This window comes from Coprothermobacter proteolyticus DSM 5265 (assembly GCF_000020945.1).
GTDB lineage: Bacteria > Coprothermobacterota > Coprothermobacteria > Coprothermobacterales > Coprothermobacteraceae > Coprothermobacter > Coprothermobacter proteolyticus.
This window is the reverse complement of sequence record NC_011295.1, coordinates 1-17,970: the sequence shown is the minus strand read 5'-3', so window position 1 is coordinate 17,970 and position 17,970 is coordinate 1. Positions and strand designations below refer to the sequence as shown.

Genomic DNA, 17,970 nt, shown 5'->3' with positions numbered 1-17,970 from the left:
TGTATCCTCCTTTCTATTCTTTAGCGCCATACGGCTTGGAGAAGCGCTTTGGCTGACTTACTTTTACCCATGGTAAATAGGTGTAAGCCGGGAGCCCCCCACGAAAGTAGCTTTTCAACAAGTGATGCCATGAACGCTGTGCCCACTTCAAACTCCTCTTTGCTGCTCTTGGCTTCTTGCATTTTTTCCAGAAAAGCGTGGGGAATGTTGACGAAGAATTTTCTCGGTATGCTGTAAATGGATTTGAGGCTGACCACGGGTTTTATGCCTGGAATAATGGGTACATTTATACCGATGCTTCTGGCTCTTTCTACAAAGTCTTTGTACACGTCGAAGTCGAAGACCATTTGGGTAATGATGTAGTTTGCCCCTGCTTCCACTTTTTCTTTTAGGTGCTTCATGTCTTCCTCCAAATTGGGAGCTTCAAAATGCTTTTCTGGGTAACCAGCTACTCCAATACAGAAATCAGTGGACATGGTGCTTTCTTTCTGATACAGGTAGTGTCCTTTGTTCATATGCGCAATTTGCTGCACTAAATCCACTGCATATGTGTGGTAGTCTTTGTTGTTCTCTTGCTTGCTTTCTCCTTCAGCGTTTTCGTATTCACCTCTAATGGCAAACACATTCTGCACACCAATCAAATACAAGTCAATGAGTAAGTCTTCAAGCTCAAACTTATTCATGCCGCGGCAAAGAACGTGTGGCACTACGTCCACTGAGTAACGTTTCATCAATGCAGCTGTTAAACCTACTGTACCAGGCCTCTTCACCTTCGGCACCTTCACGATGATACCGTCTTCAAGCTCCACATAAGTAGTCTCAGCTGCATGTCTGGTCACGTTTATGAAGCTTATGGGGTAATCAGTTATAAGCTCGTCAACGGCTTTAAAGATGTCTTCCGCACTGTGTCCTCGATTCGGTGGCAGGACTTCTATGGAAATGATCCGTCCCTGCTTGATTTTGTCAGTAACTTTCATCATTACCACCCCCTTCAAGAATTCTTAGCTGGTGTTTTCCCACTGTACCCATGGTATTTCCTATGATGACTAGGAGCGTGTCAACCTCAGGATGTAGGGGAGAATTCAGAATACTTCGAACGTCGCTGGGTTGTCTTATTTGGTTACCGTAATATGTGGCAAAGGCATCCGCCAATGCTCCTGAGCGAGCAACCATTGTTACCGCGTCTGCTTTACCGAAGCTTATGGAAGGGCCCACTGTGCCAGAGGAAGTGCAAATGCCATAGTTCCCTGCTGGCACTTCTAAGCCGATTCTGCCTGAAAGAGGAGAGTTCCCTGCAAATATGGAAACCACGATGGGCTGCTGCACTTTCACAAATAGGTCGCCACCATTTTCCACGATAACTTCCCTACAACCGAACTCGTAAGAAAGAAAACTCCCCACTTGGTCAGCTACTGCTCCTGCCACCGCAGCCATGGGCCCAACATGGGCAAGTTCTGCTGCATCTAACATTTTTCGTACAATGCCCACTGCAATGGGGTCGTTTACTGGTTTGAAGGACGTCAGAAAGACGGGATTTTGTTTTATGTAATCTTCCAGTTGCTGGCGTAATCTGGTTATGAACTGAAGGGTGGCTTCAGGCATTTCTTCATAGGTTTTGTCAACGCCAATCCATAAGTCAGTTTCTTTGTAGCCCACAGAAAAGCTATGAAATCGTCCTTTATGCCAGCTTCTGTAAAAACGCCTAGCGTTGTTCATCGAATGGAAGCCTCACTCCCACAGGGCATATGTCACTGCATAGTCCGCACTTAGTACAGGCTTCTTTTGTGAACGCAAGTTTAGCGTTGATAAGCTTCAAAGCGCCAGTTGGACAAACGGAGGTGCATAAGCCACAATCCACGCAAGTGGGATCGTCTTTTGTAAGGGGTTTTCCTTCCAGTTCTTGTGGAAGCTTTTTTACTATGCGTGGCTCATGAAAATACGCTACTGGCTCTGTAAGCAAAAATGCACCTTGGCTGATCCAGTGTTTCAGAACATCTGCAATTTCTCTTGCCATGTTCAAACTTGATATGGGAGCTGTTTTCACTTTCTTGCCGTTTAACTCTGCAAAACCTGAGCGAAGCTCTTCGTAGGTTATGTAGCCAATGGTCGGGTGATCTTGCAACGCATAGTCCTTGATTTCTGTGGTTATTTCAGCATTGCTCCGCGAGGCAAAGTAAGCCACATCATCGTTTATTATGGGTATGGGTATGCCGATGCCCACAAACAGGGTCACACCGTAATTTTTGAAATAAGCAGCTCTGAGGTAACGTGCATTCATCTTTTTTGCATCGCCAATAACTGCAAGTGTTCTTGCACTTCCCATGGGTATGCCCCATTGATTAACCTGCACCTGATCAGTGAACTGAGTTCCCGGCCAAACCACGTACCCTTCTGTGCCACACAAAAAGATACGTGTTCCCAAACCAATGGTGAGCATGTTAGGGTCTTTTAGTAGCGGGCTCAGTTCACCTGACGTGGAGTAGTTCATGTTCCCAAAATTGGGCAGCAGTTTTCCCATGTAGGTGTAAAGTATTCTTTTACTGCTGTTGGTTGCTGCTGCATAGTTTTGATAAGCATTTCTCGGGTTGAACAAGAAGAAATCGTTGATCATGTCCTTGTTAATAAAACCTGCAAAAGCTTTCCTCGGATAGCAGTCCGTTCCCTTACCCTGAGCTTCTAAGAAGACATCTTTGCCTTTTATGAGTGCTTCAATAATGTGAGCTCCGCCAAAAGATTTGTCCTCATCTGATTCTTGCGTAGCTCCTAGGAAACCATCTACGGCAGCAACACCACCGTAAACCTCTACATCACTCAGTTTTATTTTTTCCATGCGCATTGGGGGTGTGGTATGGCCAAAGTTGATAAATGCACCGCTGGAACACATGGGAGCAAAAGTACCAGTTGTCACCACGTCCACCTTTTCTGCAATTTCTTTGGGGGAAGATTCTTTTGCCATTTGCACAACTTCTTCCGCTGTCAAGACAACAGCCTGCCCACTGCGTATTTTGGCATTGATTTCCTCAATGGTCTTCATGGGTTCTGTTCACCTCCACTGAAAAACTCTTCATGGATGGCTTTTAATGCCTTTTGCCTGTCTGCTGTGCGCACAAGGAAATAAATGGTTACGTTTGATGCCCCAGCTGATATCATTTCAACATTTATTCCTTGTTTGGATACTGCAGAGAATATGCGTGCTGCCACACTGTGTCTTTTAAGTAAGCCGTCACCCACAGCTGCGATAAGAGATATGTCTGCCTTGTAAAGAATGTTTTCCACATGAGGGATGTTCATGCGCTGCGTGGCTTTCTTGCATTTATCGATGTCTTGTTTGGAAATCAGCACATTAATGCTGGTCTGCGAAGTTATAACGGACTTTATGTTTATGTTCGCGTTGCCCAGAGTGGATGCAATGGTACCTAAAATACCTGGTACTCTTCCTACATTTTCTCCGGCAAACTGGATTACGGCTACATCGTCAGTGAAAGAAATGCTCTTTACCACACCGTGGGTTATGCAAGAATCAGCAGAGATAACTGTGTCGGGTCCTTCTTGCGAATTGAATGTGTTCATGTTGTAAATGTGTACGGGAATGTGCCCCTTGCTAGCTGGTTCAATAGCAGAATGGTGAAGAATTTTGGCTCCAAAGTAAGAAAGCTCTGCTGCTTCATCGTAGCTGAGCTGCCTTATGGGTTTTGCTTCTTTTAGGAATTTTGGGTCACAGCTCATGAAACCAGGTACATCCTTGTACAGCTCAACCCTTTCAGCACTCAGGCAATAAGCAAGTGAAGTGGCTGTGTAATCGCTACCTCCTCTGCCTAGTACGGTGACCTTGCCATCGCAAACACCGTAAAATCCGGGGACCACGTAATTTTGATCTTCTTCAAAATGCTGTTTCACGTGGGCTTCTGTTTGACTTAGGTCCACTGTGGCATTCCCGTAAGTGCCATCAGTTATGAGACCGAACTGTTCTGGAAGCATTTCTGAGCAGGTTATGCCGCGGCCATTAAGATGGATTGTGAGTAGCAGAGAAGAGCAGCGTTCTCCGTGACTGAGAACGTAATCGTAAACGAATGGAGGGGCTTCACCTATGAGCTGAGCACCGAGAAGGAAATCCCTTATGGCAAATACGCGTTGGTGCAGCTCTAAGGACGGGTTTCGCAAAAAAGCCTGATAAATATGCTCCATGTTCTCAAGAAACTCTTCGATGTCCAAGGTTGCTAGATTATCGAGTGCCTCTTTTAGCATGTTAGTTACGCCGTTAACGGCTGATACCACGAGTACAAACGGTGTTTGACGCAGCCGCAAAATGTTTTGAATCTTTTCCAAATCACCTTTGCTTTTCAGCGTGGAACCACCAAATTTCAAGACAATGCTTTTCACGGCTCATTGCCACCTTTTCTTTCCATGAAGGCTTTGCAGATTTGCAGTGCTTCCATGGCATCTTTTGCGTACTCCACACCGAATTCATCTGCCAGTTGTCTGTTCATGGAGGCTCCGCCGGCTATGACAAAGGCTTGTATGTTGTTCGCCTTGAGCATATCCACCACTTCTTTCACTCGCGATACGGTGGTGGTCATCATGGCTGACAGGCCCACAATATCGGGCTTGTACTCTTGGCAAGCTTCAAGAATGGTGTGAGCTGGGACGTCTTTGCCCACATCATAAACATCGAAACCACCGCTTCTTAGTACGGTGGCTACTATGTTCTTCCCAATGTCATGAATATCTCCGTGAACTGTGGCAAGAAGTACTTTTCCCAGTTTTACCTGTGCCTCACCCAATAGGCTGTTTAGGTAATCAAAACAAGGCTGGACTGTTTCTGCTGCTAATATGAGGTGTGGCAGGTAAATAACGCCTTTTGCATAAAGCTCACCCACTTTTTGCATGGCTTCAGCCAGAATGTGTTGACTCACATAAAGTGGATCATGCTCCTTTAGCTGTTGCTTGGTGAACTCCAGCAACGCATCTTTTTGCCCCTTTACTATGAGGTTTACCAGCTCGTCATCAATGGCGTTCTGCGTCGTACCAAGCTGTTTGCCCTTCAGCGCCAGACATCCTTGAAGAACGTTCATAGTGGTGGCTTCCTTGCTGTTCAATATGGCGGCGCTGAGTCCGTTTTCCACACTTAGCCCTAGGAAAGCGGCATTAATACTTTCCCTATTTGGCAGACCAAAGCTTAAATTGGACAGCCCTATGGAAGTTTGTAAGCCAGATTCCGTGAGCAATTTAATGGTATTTAGTGTTACATGGTAGTCACTGCCAGCCCCTAGTGGCAAAACTAATGGATCAAAAAACACCCTTTTTAGGTCAACACCGTTAGCTTTAATGATTTCTACAGCTTTTTTTGCCACACTTAAGCGTTCCTGTGCAGTCTGTGGAATGTCTTTCTCCATGGTAAGTACAATGAGCATGCCCCCGTACTTCTTTAGCAGAGCTAGCCTACTGTTAAGGTGTTCTTCTCTTGCCAGAGCTGAGTTGATAAGCGGCCTGCCCACGTATTCACGCATGGCCGTTTCCAAAAAGGCTGCGTCTTGTATGTCCAAGGAAAGAGGTAAAGAAGAAACCCTATCTAATTCCAGTACGGCTTGTTTAAAGTGTTCATGAGTGAGCAGCTTTTCTATGCCCAAGTTTACGTCAATAACTGCGGAGCCCTCTTCTTCTTGCTTGCGTGCCAAATTGAGTATCTCTGTGTAGTCCATATCCTGGAAGCTCTTCTGTAGCTTTTTACGTCCACTGGCGTTTATGCGTTCCCCGATTACCAAAAACGGTTCTACAGTTTTTATCACAGTGCGTGATGACAAAAACTGGTCATTTCTTACAGTTCTCTGACGTGGTTTTTGCTTCCCCACATACTTGCTCATGAGCGCTATATGGTCTGGACCAGTACCACAGCAGCCGCCCACCAAGTTTGCTCCCAATTCCACAAAATCTGCCATGTAAACTGCAAATTCTTCCGGTGTGCTTTTATACGTAAGCACACCTTTGTTATACAAGGGTTTACCTGCGTTGGGTTCCACAGAGAGGGGCTTGTGGCAATATTCTGCTAATCGCATGAACACGGGAAGCATGTCCTTTGGTTCCAAGGTGCAGTTTATGCCAACTACGTCCACATCTAAATCGTTCATCAAAGTTGCAAAAATCTCCACTGATGTTCCCGTAACACTGATACCATCTGCTTCAAAAGTCATGTGGGCAATGAGCGGTATATCCGTTGATACGTTGCGGATGGCCAATATGGCTGCTTTTAGCTCTTTCAAGTCGGACATGGTCTCCACAATGATGCCGTCTACTCCAGCGTCAATGAGCAGCGCGGCTTGTTCTCGAAATACGTTGTATGCTTCTTCAAAATCCAAGTCGCCCAGAGGCCTTACAAACATGCCCGTGGAAGACATATCACCAAGTACCAATTTGCCGGGAGCTGCGTGGCGGGCAATCTTCACAGCGTTCTCATTTATTTTTCTTATGTACTCTTCCAACCCCATGGATCGCAGTTTTAGGCGGTTAGCACTGAAGGTATTGGTAAGTACAACATCAGCTCCTGCCTCAGCGTACGCTTTCTGAAGATCTTCTACTACTTTGGGGGTGTCAATATTAAGCAGTTCCACCGCGCCTTTGTAACCCTGCTTGAAAAACTCCGTACCATAGGCACCATCAAGAAATAAAACACGTTCACTTAACAGTTCTAAGAATGTTTTTCTGTTCATTGATACCACCCAATCATGCAAGTGGTTGTTTTCCGAGGTACCATTTCGCCACTGCTTAGTACTCTTACGTTTTCCACTCTGATCAGCTCCTTCACAATGTATTGATTCATGCGGACATCCACATCTCCGTAACCAGGAGAGAACCTCATAGTACCTTCTCCAAACTTCTGGCGCAGTTCCTTATCAAAGCTTTCATTGAGGGTTTCTAATGCTTCTGATGCCCAGGCATCTAGCAAGAACGCATCAAAGGTTTTACCTCGATTCAGATATGAGCTGATTAGATTGTCAATTTCTTCTCCAAGCGTAGAAAGAAAAACAGTTACTTGTTTCACTCCCTGGAATATGCTAGGCAGGAGTTGTGGCAGGAGCGTTTGTGAGTCACTGGTGATGTAGTAGATCACAGGATCAATGTGGGAAAAGCCCTCTAAGAACAGTCTGTTTGCTCGTTCCATGAAGTCTTTTTCTTTGACAAGAAACGCATAGCGCGCTCCAGCGCGCGCCAGGAAAACCTTCTTGTCAGGCATGCAGGTTGCCTTTTCTGGTACATAAACCTTTGCCACTGTTTCTTTCCCTCCTTTCGCCATGGTGCTTCTGGTTTGTTCATGCTCAGAGGTAAGTTCCTGCGATGACCAAATAAAAAAGGGGCGTTCTCAAAAAGCATATAGAGAACGCCCCTTCGGGTACCTCCGAGCGCAAGTGTTATGCACTACACGCCCGGAGCACCTCCCGGGGCGTTGGTGCACATTATCATAGACATACTAAAAGAACAGAAAAAATCCATTGTGCTCTTGTCTAATTTATCCACTTCGTTCACCCACATTCAATTTGTCGTAGTATAACACCCGGACAAAGTAAATGCAACATTTTTACTGTGGAAGTTTGTAAAAGTTTTTGGAAGCCATGAGTAGCAGTTCATAGGTAATTGCTGCAATCACTACGGATAAACAAATTATGCTTACGTAAATGAGGTTAGCACTCACTTGTTTGTTTAGAAGGAAGATGGCAGTTGCCCCCATGATACCCACTGGTATAAGAGATAAAAGGAAAAACAATAGTGTAAAGATTCCACGTTTGAAGAGTTGTTGTGGTGTTACCCAGTCGAGTTTAGGCATCAAAGCGTCGAGTGCCATGTTTACACAGATGGGCGGAATCATGGCAGGAACAAGCAATGCAAGCACCATAACTGTGTCCGACAGCGACCTACGAAGTAGCAGGGAGAAAGCTACGGTTATCAATGTTGCAAAAACAGTCTCAATGGCAACACAGTTCATAAGTTTTGCATTTACTTGTTCCCTTCTTTCCACGGGTATGGTTAAAGACATCCAGTAAGTGCTTCCTTCTCTGCTAAACGCTGTGTAACTTACGGAGTTCATGGCAATGCTCATTAACAAAATACCGGCCAATATGAAGTTCACTATGAGATCGCCATTGGGGACATTTAGTAGCTGGCTTAAGTCGTTCCCCCTTTGCCCTCCGCTGGAAGATGTGATCATGGGCAAAAACACTGCAATAAAAAAGATTATGAAAGGGGACAAAGCATTACTTAAGAAAAGTGGCGTTCGCCAGAAAAGTTTCCATTCTTTAGAAAAAAGCGCCATGGTATGGCTTCTTGTTGTATTAGAGGCCTTAGAGATTTCCTTGCGTGTTAGCCTCTTCTGAGGTGCAGTTGATTCCATGCCTGCAATGGCAGCCTTGTAAAACACCTGCTCTGATATGGCAAGCATACAAATAAAAGCAGCAAATGACACACCAAGAAAAAGGAGAAGGTACAGTAGTCCCTGTGCATTAGGTAATGCAATAGCTTTTGCACCCCATAGCGAAGGTGGGAATGCGGCACTAACAGCCTTCAGTATGTTTGCCTGCTCCGAAAGGATCTCTGGTGCATTGCCCATGGTGGTCAAGCGCTGTGAAAACAGTTGGATACCGATGCCAATAGCTGCGCCAACCAAGGAACCAAGTACAGTAAATATGGTTCTGTTCTTTGTCAGATTCACAAAACGCATCAAGATAACGACAATGACTGCTGCTATTGAAAGTGGAAGAAGGGGAGACGTCAAAGTCACAATGGCAGCAACTATCCAGTACATCGCACCTACCTGTATGTAGTAAGCATAAAGCCCTATGCCTGCTACCAAAAGGGGAACAAGTAGAGTGTATAAGGTAATCTGTGTGACCAATAGCTTTGTTGCAATTATCTGCCAAGGTTTGAATGGCATCGTAATAAGCATGGGCAAGTCTTTAGAATAGTAGAAAGTGCTCATCAAGGTAAAGATGCCTGTGACCAACCCAAGCAGCTGAGCAGAAAGCAGTGCTACCACCAATACAAGCTCTGGCTGTCCAACCATAAAACCTGCTTTTACAACTAAGTTGAAAGCAGTACTAAAGAAGCCAAAGAAAAGGAACAGCAAAAAAAGCATGATCAAGACTGCAAAAAGCGTCTGCATCAAGGTGCGCTTGTTCTTGAAGATCTTGTATCTGAGGGCAGACAAATTGAACTGCACTTTTAACTGGGTTTTGACTAACGAAAGGAAGGCTCTATTATTGCTGTTCACTTTGCGCACCTTGTACTGTTTCTTCATCAGTTAACTGCAGGAATAGCTCTTCAAGCGATTCGTTGCGTTGTCCGTGACGCAGCTCCTCAAGCGTACCACAGGCGACTAAGCGGCCCCTGTCAATGATGCCTATGCGGTCGCAAAGCCTTTCTGCTACTTCCAGTACGTGCGTGGAGAAAAATACCGTGTGCCCCTGATCGCAGTGTTCTCTCATCATCTTCTTAAGTTGAAAAGCCGAACGCGGATCCAAACCCACCATGGGTTCGTCCAAGATCCATACTGAAGGATTATGCAGAAGTGCACCAATGAGTACGGTTTTTTGCCGCATACCGTGTGAATAGCCTTCTATGAGCCCACCTATGGCATTAGTCATGTCAAAAGCATCCAGCAAATAATTCAGGCGTTCTTGACGCAGGTGCGATGGCACATCGTACACATCAGCTATGAAATTCAAATATTCAATACCAGTTAGCTTTTCGTAAATATCAGGGTTGTCAGGTACGTATGCGATGGACTTTTTCACTTCCAGTGGTTGAGTGCGTATATCATAGCCATCAATCTTGATAGAGCCAGAAGTAGGTTCTAACAGGCCAACCATCATTTTAATAGTAGTAGACTTGCCAGCCCCGTTAGGACCGATGAAGCCGAAAAGCTCACCGGACTGAACTGTGAGGCTCAGGTTATCGACTGCCTTTACACCGCTCCTGTAAATCTTTGTGACCCCTGTAAGTTCAATCAATTTGCGATCCTCCTATGCTGTCGTTAATTCATGCACAATCTTAACACCCTATCAGTGCGTATCGTTATAAATTAAGTAAGTTTCTACGCAAAACACAAAAGGAGACTAACACAAGCAAAACATTACCTACAATAGCGTTTTAGGTAAAAATGAAAGCTTCTCCTATGCTTAACACTTAAAGGTGTTTTAATCCTCTCCCTTTATCGTACTAAGCACTGTAATACGTAATTTTCAGTTAGATTTGCTATTTGTTCAAGCTCTTCATGAGTGTAAGGTTCAAACTGTGCAAGGAACAAGGGGTCTAGTATTTTTGTTGGTACGCAACGTTGCAGGATGTACAGCTTCTCACCTTGAAGCATTTTTGCAATGTTTACTATGTCTTCTCTTGAAAGAATATTTCTCGCTATTGTGGTGCGAAATTCATGGTCTACAGTGGATTGTTTTATTAGCTCAATGCTTTTTTCAATGTCTGGTTTATCTACTGGCACCTTTGTCACCTCTGAGTATTTCTCCAAAGGTGCCTTTATATCCATGGCAATGTAATCTACCAAGTTTGCAGAAAGTAAGTCTTTTAGAACGTCTGGATTACTGCCGTTCGTATCAAGTTTTATGAGAAATCCCATCTTCCTAATTTTCTCTAAAAATGGCTGAAGATCTTCTTGTAGCGTTGGCTCGCCGCCTGTAACGACTACCGCATCCAGTTTTTGTGTTCTGCTTTGAAGAAACGCCCAGAACTCTTCTTCCTGCCATGGTTCAGCATACTGCTGTGGGTCTACAAGTTCTGGGTTGTGGCAGTACGGGCAGCGAAAATTGCAGCCTCTTGTAAAGAGGATGGCGCTTATCTTTCCAGGATAATCAATCAAAGAGAATTTCTGCAATCCACCAATAATCATGTCCTTCTTGTTTACCTCTAAACTTTGAAGGTCTTTCTCATTCTAAACTCTTCCTTCTTACCATGATTCCACTGCTTTACAGGTCGCAAATAACCTACAACCCTCGAGTAAACCTCGGTCTCACTGCCGCACTCTGGACACTTATCATGCTCACCTGAAAGATAACCGTGGTTCGGGCATATGCTGAATGTTGGTGTAACAGTAAAGTAGGGGAGTCTATACTTCTCACAGATTCTTTTCACCAGTAACTTTACCGTACGTGGGTCAGAGATCCTTTCTCCCACAAACAAGTGCATCACTGTGCCACCAGTGTATTTTGTTTGCAGCTCATCCTGTAAATCCAATGCTTCAAATATGTCATCGGTGTAGTTAACAGGTAGCTGAGTGGAGTTGGTATAAAAAGGCTCCGCACCTTCTTTCCAATGTGCTTCGTTTGCACAGACGATATCTGGATATTTCTCCTTATCAATTTTGGCCAATCGGTAAGAAGTGCCCTCTGCTGGCGTAGCTTCCAAGTTGTAGTTGTTAGATGTTTCTTCTTGATATTGAATGAGCCTCTCACGCATGAAATCAAGAGTTTTTAAAGCGAACCGGTGCCCTTCTTCACTACCAATATCAGTTCCAAGTAGATTTAGGCAAGCTTCATTCATGCCAATGAGGCCGATGGTGGAGAAGTGATTCTTCCAGTAACCGCCAAACGTATTCTTAATATCCTTTAGATAGAACTTTGTGTAAGGATAAAGTCCCTGTTCTGTGAACCGTTCTAAGACCTTTCTCTTTATCTCGAGGCTGTTCTTGGCTAAATCCATCATCTTTGCCAGTGCCTCAAAAAACTCCTCTTCGCTGTGGCACAAATATGCCAATCTGGGCAGATTTATAGTGACCACACCAATGCTTCCTGTTTTCGGATTAGCTCCGAACAACCCTCCGCCTTTTCTTTCCAGTTTCTGAGTATTGATTCGCAGTCGGCAGCACATGGATCTCACATCTTCCGGCTTCATATCGGAGTTGATGAAGTTGGAGAAATAGGGTATGCCGTACTTTGCCGTAATTTCCCACAGAAGCTCCATATTCTCGTTGTCCCAGTCAAAGTCCTCGGTAATGTTGTAAGTAGGAATGGGAAAGGTGAAAGGCCTTCCTTTAGCATCACCCTCCAACATGACTTCCAAGAAAGCTCTGTTAAGCATGTCCATTTCCTTTTGGAAGTCGCCGTAGACGGCTTCTTGAAACTCACCGCCTATAATGACGGGTTGATTTGCCAAGTGCTTTGGTGGTGTGAGGTCCAGAGTAATGTTCGTAAAAGGTGTTTGGAAACCCACTCTCGTGGGCACGTTTACGTTGAAAAGGAATTCCTGCACGGCTTGCTTGACCTCGCGATAGGACAAACCATCGTATCTAATAAAAGGGGCGAGTAACGTATCAAAATTGGAAAAAGCTTGAGCTCCAGCAGCCTCTCCTTGAAGTGTGTAGAAGAAGTTTACTACCTGCCCCAGGGCACTGCGGAAGTGCTTAGCTGGTTTGCTTTCCACTTTTCCCGAGCCTGCGCCCTTGAATCCATAACGGAGTAGGTCGATTAAATCCCAGCCAACGCAGTAAACCGAAAGAGTTCCCAAATCATGTATGTGAAAATCGCCGTTTAGATGCGCTTGCCTTATTTCCTTCGGGTAAATACGGTTAAGCCAATAAACCTTACTTATTTCAGAAGATATGTAGTTGTTCAAGCCCTGCAAAGAAAATGACATGTTGCTGTTTTCATTAACCTGCCAGTCAATACGTTCAAGGTATTGATCCACTAAGTCGGAGTTAGCTTTTGAAACGATTTCTCTCATTTTGGCATGATCTTCTCGATAAATTATGTAAGCTTTGGCTGTTTTGCGGTAAGGAGAATCCAAGAGGACTTCTTCTACTATGTCTTGAATTTGTTCTACCGATGGGATTTCTTCCTTGATTACAGTTTGAGCCACGTTTACTACCTTTATCATTAGCTTTTGCGCAACGTCCCTGTCAAATTCTCCTGTAGCTTGTCCAGCTTTTGCTATGGCATTTGTTATTTTCTCTGCTTCAAAAGGCACAATGCGGCCGTCTCTTTTTCGGATACTCTCAAACATAAAAGAATACCTCCTTCTTTGTAGATCCCCATAACATTCTATTTGATTTGTAAGGTTAGTGTTTCGGTTGAGCCCTTTTTTGGCGTGATACGTTAACAGCCGTTTTGTCTTTGTTAAGGTATCAATTCTCTGAGGGCTTTAGCGGCACCAGTGATATCCTTCTGAGAAACCACCGCAGATATTACAGCAATGCCTATGGCTCCAGCATCCAATACAATTTTTGCGTTGTTCACATTTATTCCTCCGATGGCAACACAGGGCAAAGAAGTGCTTTGACAAATCATTTTGAGCATGTCAACACCTGTTAGCTTAGCATCGGGTTTGCTCGCAGTACCAAAAACGTCTCCCACACCCAAGTAGTCTGCGCCGCCTTTCTCTGCTAACTTTGCCTGTTCCACGTTTACTGCTGAGATGCCTATAATAAATCCAGGAGGTGCTAGTTTTTTTGCCGCATGCAGGGGTAAATCTTCTTGCCCTAAATGCACTCCGTCAGCTTCGGCAGCCAATGCCACATCAAGCCTATCATTTACGATGAAAAGCACATTGTTTTCTTTGCAAACGTCTTTTATCACCAGAGCTGCTTGATAGTAATCCCGCCCTTTCATTTCTTTGTCACGCAACTGTATGGCCGTTGCTCCACCTGCTATGGCTAACTGAGCTTGCTGTCTTAAGGGAACGCCGTTTCCCAGTTTTCTATCCAATATGACATACAGTTTTAACTTTTCTTTGAGCTGTTCCTTTGTAACCATGGTTTCATACCTCCATAAGTTCCCACTGTGGGAAAGAGAAAGCGTGTGGATTCTGCGTAATTTGGTACATAACATCGAACATTCGAATGCGAAATGTTCCTGGTCCATCTGATTGCTCTGCAGCTATTTGAGATGCAGCACCCATCAATGAAAGAGCTGACATAGCAGCAGGCAGCGGTTCTGTCACTGATAAGCAAGCCGCCATAAGCGTACCAGCCCAGCAACCCGACCCTGAAATTCTGGTAAGCCATTCATGGCCGCTTCTAAGGACATAGACCCTTTCACCGTCTGAAACATAATCATCAGGGCCCGTTGCTGCTGCAATGCAATTGTACTTCTGAGCTACTGTTTTCGCTGCAATGGCTGCTGGTGGTGAACCCACCGAATCTACCCCTCGGACTTCTGCACGTTCACCTGCTAGCAGGGAGATTTCACCACCGTTACCTTTTACAAGGCTAAAGGCTCCTGTTTCAAGAAGTCTTTCCACAAGGTTTATACGCAGCTTTGTTGCACCATAGCCTACGGGATCCAAAATTGCCGGTTTGCCTAATCGTTTTGCTGTATGGGCTGCACTCAACATGGCTTCATTAGCTTCCTTTGAGGGTGTACCAATGTTTATCAAGACTGCATTAGCAATATTTACCATTTCTGCTGCTTCTTCAGAGGACAGCGACATAACAGGCGAAGCACCTATGGCCAATGTTAGGTGTGCTTGCTCTGCCATGGCAACCATGTTTGTCATGTGATAAACCAGTGGTTTTGTAGAAACTACTTGTTCCAAAATCTCCTTAATATTTACAGAGGGTTGACTAACCATTACGATTCCTCCTTTTTAGGCAGAAAAACTAATCTTCTCGTAACCAGTCAATGTCAAAAATGTGACCTACACAGCCATAACCTTTTCCTCCCTTAAACCTGTGTTCAATTCCAAGCCTGGTGTAATCAATAGCTCTTTTAACAGCTTCTACTGTTTCTGTGTTAGCTGCAAGCTCGGCTGTTATGGCAGCAGACAGCGTACAGCCTGTGCCATGATGGTCTAGAGTATCTATTTTTTCGTGTGTGAATGTGTAGAATTCGCCTTCGTAATAGAAAAGGTCAACCAATTGCTTTTCTTCCAAATGTCCTCCTTTGACCAGTACACTTTGAGGCCCTAGTTTAGATATGGCCTTAGCCGCTTTTTTCATATCCTCTGAGGACTTAATCGTGATACCAGTTAGTATTTGTGCTTCAGGTATATTTGGGGTCACTATAAAAGCTAAGGGAAGTAGTTTTTCCTCAAGTGCTTTCACTGCGTCACCAAAGATTAATGAATCTCCACTTTGGGCGACCATTACTGGATCTACGACCAGTTTTTTACAATTATATTCGCTAAGAGCTTTAGCTACTTCTGAAATAGTCTCCTCTCTGGAGAGCATACCTGTTTTAACTGCTCCCACAGAAAAATCTTTTAAAACGGCATCTATTTGTGCCCTTACGCCGTCAGGTGGAATGTCGAACACTCCATGTACACCTCTGCTGTTCTGTGCGGTTACTGCAGTGATTGCTACAGTCCCAAAAACGTGTAAATGCAGGAATGTGGCTAAGTCTGCTTCAATACCTGCTCCACCGCCAGAATCACTTCCAGCAATGGTCATTGCTATACCCCTATAACCCACAAACATCACCTCTTAATACAAACGACTAATGTCCTATTATTTTCGCAAAGGGAAGAGCCTTTCAAGTATTATTTCTCTGCCCTTACTACCACAAATGAGCCTTTACCGTAACCCGGCTGTGGTTTTTGTACCTCACCAGGCTTTGTCTCCTCTTGGAACACTGTCTGGCAGAAGGAGAGGTTCTTAAAACCTGCTTGCTGCAGCACGGCGCTGACTTCTTCTACAGAGTAAAATGTGGCTTCCTTGTAAAACACATCCTCATTTTTGCGCTGCTCATACATTTTGCCTATGGGGCTGTTTTTATCGATGAAAGCTATGACAATGCACCCTCCAGGTTTTAATACCCTGTACGCCTCGCTCAGCGCTTTTCCCACATCATTAAGGAAGCATATGACCGTTACCATCAGGACAAAATCAAAAGAACCATCTTCGAAAGGAAGTGCTTCCGCTTCACCTTCCACTACCTCAATGCCCCGCTGACGTGCTAAGGATGCCATGCTTTTGGACGGTTCCAGCCCCAGCTTTATGCCTAAGGGCGCTGCAAACCTGCCAGTGCCCACACCAATTTCAATGCCTGTGCCGTCCACAGGGATCATGCTTCTTACAGCTTCCAGTTCACTAAGGTACACGAGCTCATTTTCATCAAACCAGACGTCGTATTCCTTTGCATGCTTTTCGAACGGTTCAATTCTTCTCATGTGCATGGTAATGCCCCCCTTTTAAAAACTTGGTAATTGCTGTTAAGTGCTTGGTCGCTTTAGGCCAAGTAAACCGCTTTATATGTTAGTCTAAATTACTTCTTTTGGTACCTTTTGTTTAACGTTCTTCATCATCAGGAGCGCAGCTATGAGAAATGGCACAGTTATCGCAATTTGGACAAAAAACGTGACAAGAATTTGGCCGCTACTTACTGCTGCTTGCGTCCCGCTCATCATTTTTGAAAGTGCTTCAGGCGAAAGAATAGCGTAGAAAATGAAGGATGCAAAATCTATGAGCCCATGGATGATGGAAGGGGCTAATAAGTTTTCACTAAGAACATATATGGCAGCTAGGTATAAACCAAGCATAAAAGCTTGTATGACGTTAGCCAAAACAGGGAGAAAGTTGGGGTTCATAACAAGGTTGAAGAAATGAGCTAATGCAAAGATCATTGAAGACCATAGCATGGCTTTCTTTGTTCCATCTTTAACATTAAGCAGCTTTACATTTATGGCGTTTAGCACAAATCCACGAACCAGTATCTCCTCAAGAAAACCTGTAGCCAGCGCAGAAAAAAGCACTATGAGTACATACAAGGGGTTAGGAGTAATGAATAGGGTTTTATCTTGCCCCATGTAGTTCAGGGAGAATAGTAAAACGGCGAATATGTAAGCAAGCCAGCCGAGCTTAAGCCCTTTCCACAAGCCCTTACTGGTAAACTCGTTTTTATAGAACAGATTGTTCCTTTTCATGATCCACATGACAAGCAAAGAAAGAAGCACCTGAACAATTGCCGTGGATAAACAGTATTCCATTAAATAGCCTTGAGCCATTCTGTCTGCAAAGTGGTTTTGCAGAATGGAGCTAGCTGCCCCCAAAGATAAGAAAACAATTAATGTAACCAACACTATGTAGCTGTAGCTTTTACCTGCCAATATGTCCACCTTCTCTCTATGAGCTTTTGCATAAGACGACTAAGCCACATACACATTATGACCCTCATAGCTGTTATTGACGAGACACTGCAGTTGATTGTGGTGAAATTAGTAGCAACTTTATATGGTCTTCTGGCGCTAATTGGCTGAATAAGAAACTGCTCACAGGTCCACGTAGAGTATTCCTTCTTTGCCTATGGGCAGCTCCGAAAGGATTTGCCCGCTTGGCAGTACTACCATCGCTCCACCAAAGTTCTTGTCCTCCAGCTCCGCCGAGGCAAGGTAATTCACCATTAATGTGGTAATGCCGCACGTTTTGACCTGCTCAACGTATTCGAGTTTTTCTTTATCCCACTGCGCTTGATCAAATGAACCGTCTTCCAAGGAGCGTGCCATGAGGTGTAACAGCCAGTCCGGGTGAAGCTTGCACACCTCAGCTCTTATGTGTTCATCGAATAAGTCTCCGCATATGAGAAAAGCAAAGGAGCCTAAAGGCGTATAGCATTTACTAACTTCCGTGCCTTCACAGTAAACCTTTGGATCTGCCCTCCCTCCGTGCCATCCTGGGCTCATGCGCCTGTACTTAAGCACGACATTTTCAGCAGGGGAGATGAGGATTGCAGAGTCATAAAGTTTGGAGCCATCTTTCTCCAATATGCCAGTAGCTATGTGGACGTTAAGTTCTGTGGCCTTTTTGCAGAGAGTATCAGTTATTGGTCCGGGCACTGGGGAAGCCAAAGGAAAGTCATGTGTTGGCTCATCATTATTGATAAGTCCAGTGATGGCTGCCTCACCGAAAACAATTAGTTGAGCGCCATTTTGTGCACATTCATCAATGCAACTTAGCACTTTTTCGTAGTTTGCATCCAAGTTCGCAGTTACTTCGTTTACCACAAGCGCAGCTTTCACTTGACTTCGCCTCCCATACATAGTAAG

At 44.6% G+C, this 17,970-nt stretch carries 16 protein-coding genes; all 16 read right to left on the bottom strand.

The features are described 5' to 3' along the window. Positions 1-20: 20 nt before the first annotated feature. The 16 genes from COPRO5265_RS00080 to COPRO5265_RS00005 all read right to left on the bottom strand — a co-directional run bounded on the left by COPRO5265_RS00080 (position 21) and on the right by COPRO5265_RS00005 (position 17,943). Complete coding sequence (locus tag COPRO5265_RS00080) at positions 21-977, bottom strand: methylenetetrahydrofolate reductase (RefSeq protein WP_012543709.1); 957 nt, start codon at positions 975-977, stop codon at positions 21-23. Then, entirely contained in the window at positions 964-1,716 is a 753-nt protein-coding gene (locus tag COPRO5265_RS00075; protein ID WP_012544362.1) for a UPF0280 family protein, read from the bottom strand. Before COPRO5265_RS00075 ends, COPRO5265_RS00080 begins: the two co-directional genes overlap by 14 nt. Next, positions 1,703-3,034 (bottom strand): homocysteine biosynthesis protein, encoded by a 1,332-nt coding sequence (locus COPRO5265_RS00070; protein ID WP_012543551.1) that lies wholly within the window; start codon positions 3,032-3,034, stop codon positions 1,703-1,705. The genes COPRO5265_RS00075 and COPRO5265_RS00070 overlap by 14 nt, the downstream gene beginning before the upstream one ends. Beyond that, on the bottom strand, positions 3,031-4,380 hold the full coding sequence (locus tag COPRO5265_RS00065) for an aspartate kinase (RefSeq protein ID WP_012544194.1): 1,350 nt from the start codon (positions 4,378-4,380) through the stop codon (positions 3,031-3,033). Before COPRO5265_RS00065 ends, COPRO5265_RS00070 begins: the two co-directional genes overlap by 4 nt. Then, positions 4,377-6,704, bottom strand: a complete 2,328-nt coding sequence (locus COPRO5265_RS00060) for a homocysteine S-methyltransferase family protein (protein ID WP_012543856.1) — start codon at positions 6,702-6,704, stop codon at positions 4,377-4,379. The genes COPRO5265_RS00065 and COPRO5265_RS00060 overlap by 4 nt, the downstream gene beginning before the upstream one ends. Continuing rightward, positions 6,701-7,264, bottom strand: coding sequence for a methionine synthase (locus COPRO5265_RS00055; protein ID WP_201763827.1), 564 nt, complete (start codon positions 7,262-7,264; stop codon positions 6,701-6,703). Before COPRO5265_RS00055 ends, COPRO5265_RS00060 begins: the two co-directional genes overlap by 4 nt. Positions 7,265-7,570: 306 nt before the next feature. Continuing rightward, the gene (locus tag COPRO5265_RS00050) at positions 7,571-9,283 is read right to left on the bottom strand and encodes a putative ABC transporter permease subunit (RefSeq protein WP_012543674.1); all 1,713 of its coding nucleotides are present in this window, start codon (positions 9,281-9,283) and stop codon (positions 7,571-7,573) included. After that, a complete protein-coding gene (locus COPRO5265_RS00045; RefSeq protein WP_012544468.1) occupies positions 9,243-9,995 on the bottom strand; it encodes an ABC transporter ATP-binding protein in 753 nt (250 codons plus the stop codon). Before COPRO5265_RS00045 ends, COPRO5265_RS00050 begins: the two co-directional genes overlap by 41 nt. 200 nt (positions 9,996-10,195) lie before the next feature. Beyond that, positions 10,196-10,888 (bottom strand): anaerobic ribonucleoside-triphosphate reductase activating protein, encoded by a 693-nt coding sequence (locus COPRO5265_RS00040; protein ID WP_012543843.1) that lies wholly within the window; start codon positions 10,886-10,888, stop codon positions 10,196-10,198. Positions 10,889-10,905: 17 nt separating this feature from the next. After that, on the bottom strand, positions 10,906-12,996 hold the full coding sequence (locus COPRO5265_RS00035; protein ID WP_012544736.1) for a ribonucleoside triphosphate reductase: 2,091 nt from the start codon (positions 12,994-12,996) through the stop codon (positions 10,906-10,908). A 113-nt stretch (positions 12,997-13,109) separates the two neighbouring features. Then, a complete protein-coding gene (gene thiE, locus COPRO5265_RS00030; protein ID WP_012544086.1) occupies positions 13,110-13,745 on the bottom strand; it encodes a thiamine phosphate synthase in 636 nt (211 codons plus the stop codon). A 4-nt stretch (positions 13,746-13,749) separates the two neighbouring features. Beyond that, positions 13,750-14,562, bottom strand: a complete 813-nt coding sequence (gene thiM / locus COPRO5265_RS00025) for a hydroxyethylthiazole kinase (protein ID WP_012543460.1) — start codon at positions 14,560-14,562, stop codon at positions 13,750-13,752. 28 nt (positions 14,563-14,590) lie between these two features. After that, positions 14,591-15,406: a bifunctional hydroxymethylpyrimidine kinase/phosphomethylpyrimidine kinase gene (gene thiD / locus COPRO5265_RS00020; protein ID WP_041735486.1), complete on the bottom strand. Its 816-nt coding sequence runs from the start codon at positions 15,404-15,406 to the stop codon at positions 14,591-14,593. A 62-nt stretch (positions 15,407-15,468) separates the two neighbouring features. Next, positions 15,469-16,098, bottom strand: a complete 630-nt coding sequence (locus COPRO5265_RS00015; protein ID WP_041735882.1) for a class I SAM-dependent methyltransferase — start codon at positions 16,096-16,098, stop codon at positions 15,469-15,471. 90 nt (positions 16,099-16,188) lie between these two features. Further along, entirely contained in the window at positions 16,189-17,034 is an 846-nt protein-coding gene (locus COPRO5265_RS00010) for a CPBP family intramembrane glutamic endopeptidase (RefSeq protein WP_143708060.1), read from the bottom strand. A gap of 162 nt (positions 17,035-17,196) precedes the next feature. After that, positions 17,197-17,943 (bottom strand): carbon-nitrogen hydrolase family protein, encoded by a 747-nt coding sequence (locus tag COPRO5265_RS00005; protein WP_143708059.1) that lies wholly within the window; start codon positions 17,941-17,943, stop codon positions 17,197-17,199. Positions 17,944-17,970 lie beyond the last annotated feature (27 nt).

What these genes read in the sequence shown, in the direction of transcription:
- thiD (WP_041735486.1), bottom strand. Translation starts at nt 15,406, where the DNA reads ATGTTTGTGGGTTATAGGGGTATAGCAATGACCATTGCTGGAAGTGAT.
- COPRO5265_RS00015 (WP_041735882.1), bottom strand. Translation starts at nt 16,098, where the DNA reads ATGAGAAGAATTGAACCGTTCGAAAAGCATGCAAAGGAATACGACGTC.
- COPRO5265_RS00080 (WP_012543709.1), bottom strand. Translation starts at nt 977, where the DNA reads ATGAAAGTTACTGACAAAATCAAGCAGGGACGGATCATTTCCATAGAA.
- COPRO5265_RS00040 (WP_012543843.1), bottom strand. Translation starts at nt 10,888, where the DNA reads ATGATTATTGGTGGATTGCAGAAATTCTCTTTGATTGATTATCCTGGA.
- COPRO5265_RS00060 (WP_012543856.1), bottom strand. Translation starts at nt 6,704, where the DNA reads ATGAACAGAAAAACATTCTTAGAACTGTTAAGTGAACGTGTTTTATTT.
- COPRO5265_RS00050 (WP_012543674.1), bottom strand. Translation starts at nt 9,283, where the DNA reads ATGAAGAAACAGTACAAGGTGCGCAAAGTGAACAGCAATAATAGAGCC.
- thiE (WP_012544086.1), bottom strand. Translation starts at nt 13,745, where the DNA reads ATGGTTACAAAGGAACAGCTCAAAGAAAAGTTAAAACTGTATGTCATA.
- COPRO5265_RS00035 (WP_012544736.1), bottom strand. Translation starts at nt 12,996, where the DNA reads ATGTTTGAGAGTATCCGAAAAAGAGACGGCCGCATTGTGCCTTTTGAA.
- COPRO5265_RS00075 (WP_012544362.1), bottom strand. Translation starts at nt 1,716, where the DNA reads ATGAACAACGCTAGGCGTTTTTACAGAAGCTGGCATAAAGGACGATTT.
- thiM (WP_012543460.1), bottom strand. Translation starts at nt 14,562, where the DNA reads ATGGTTAGTCAACCCTCTGTAAATATTAAGGAGATTTTGGAACAAGTA.
- COPRO5265_RS00070 (WP_012543551.1), bottom strand. Translation starts at nt 3,034, where the DNA reads ATGAAGACCATTGAGGAAATCAATGCCAAAATACGCAGTGGGCAGGCT.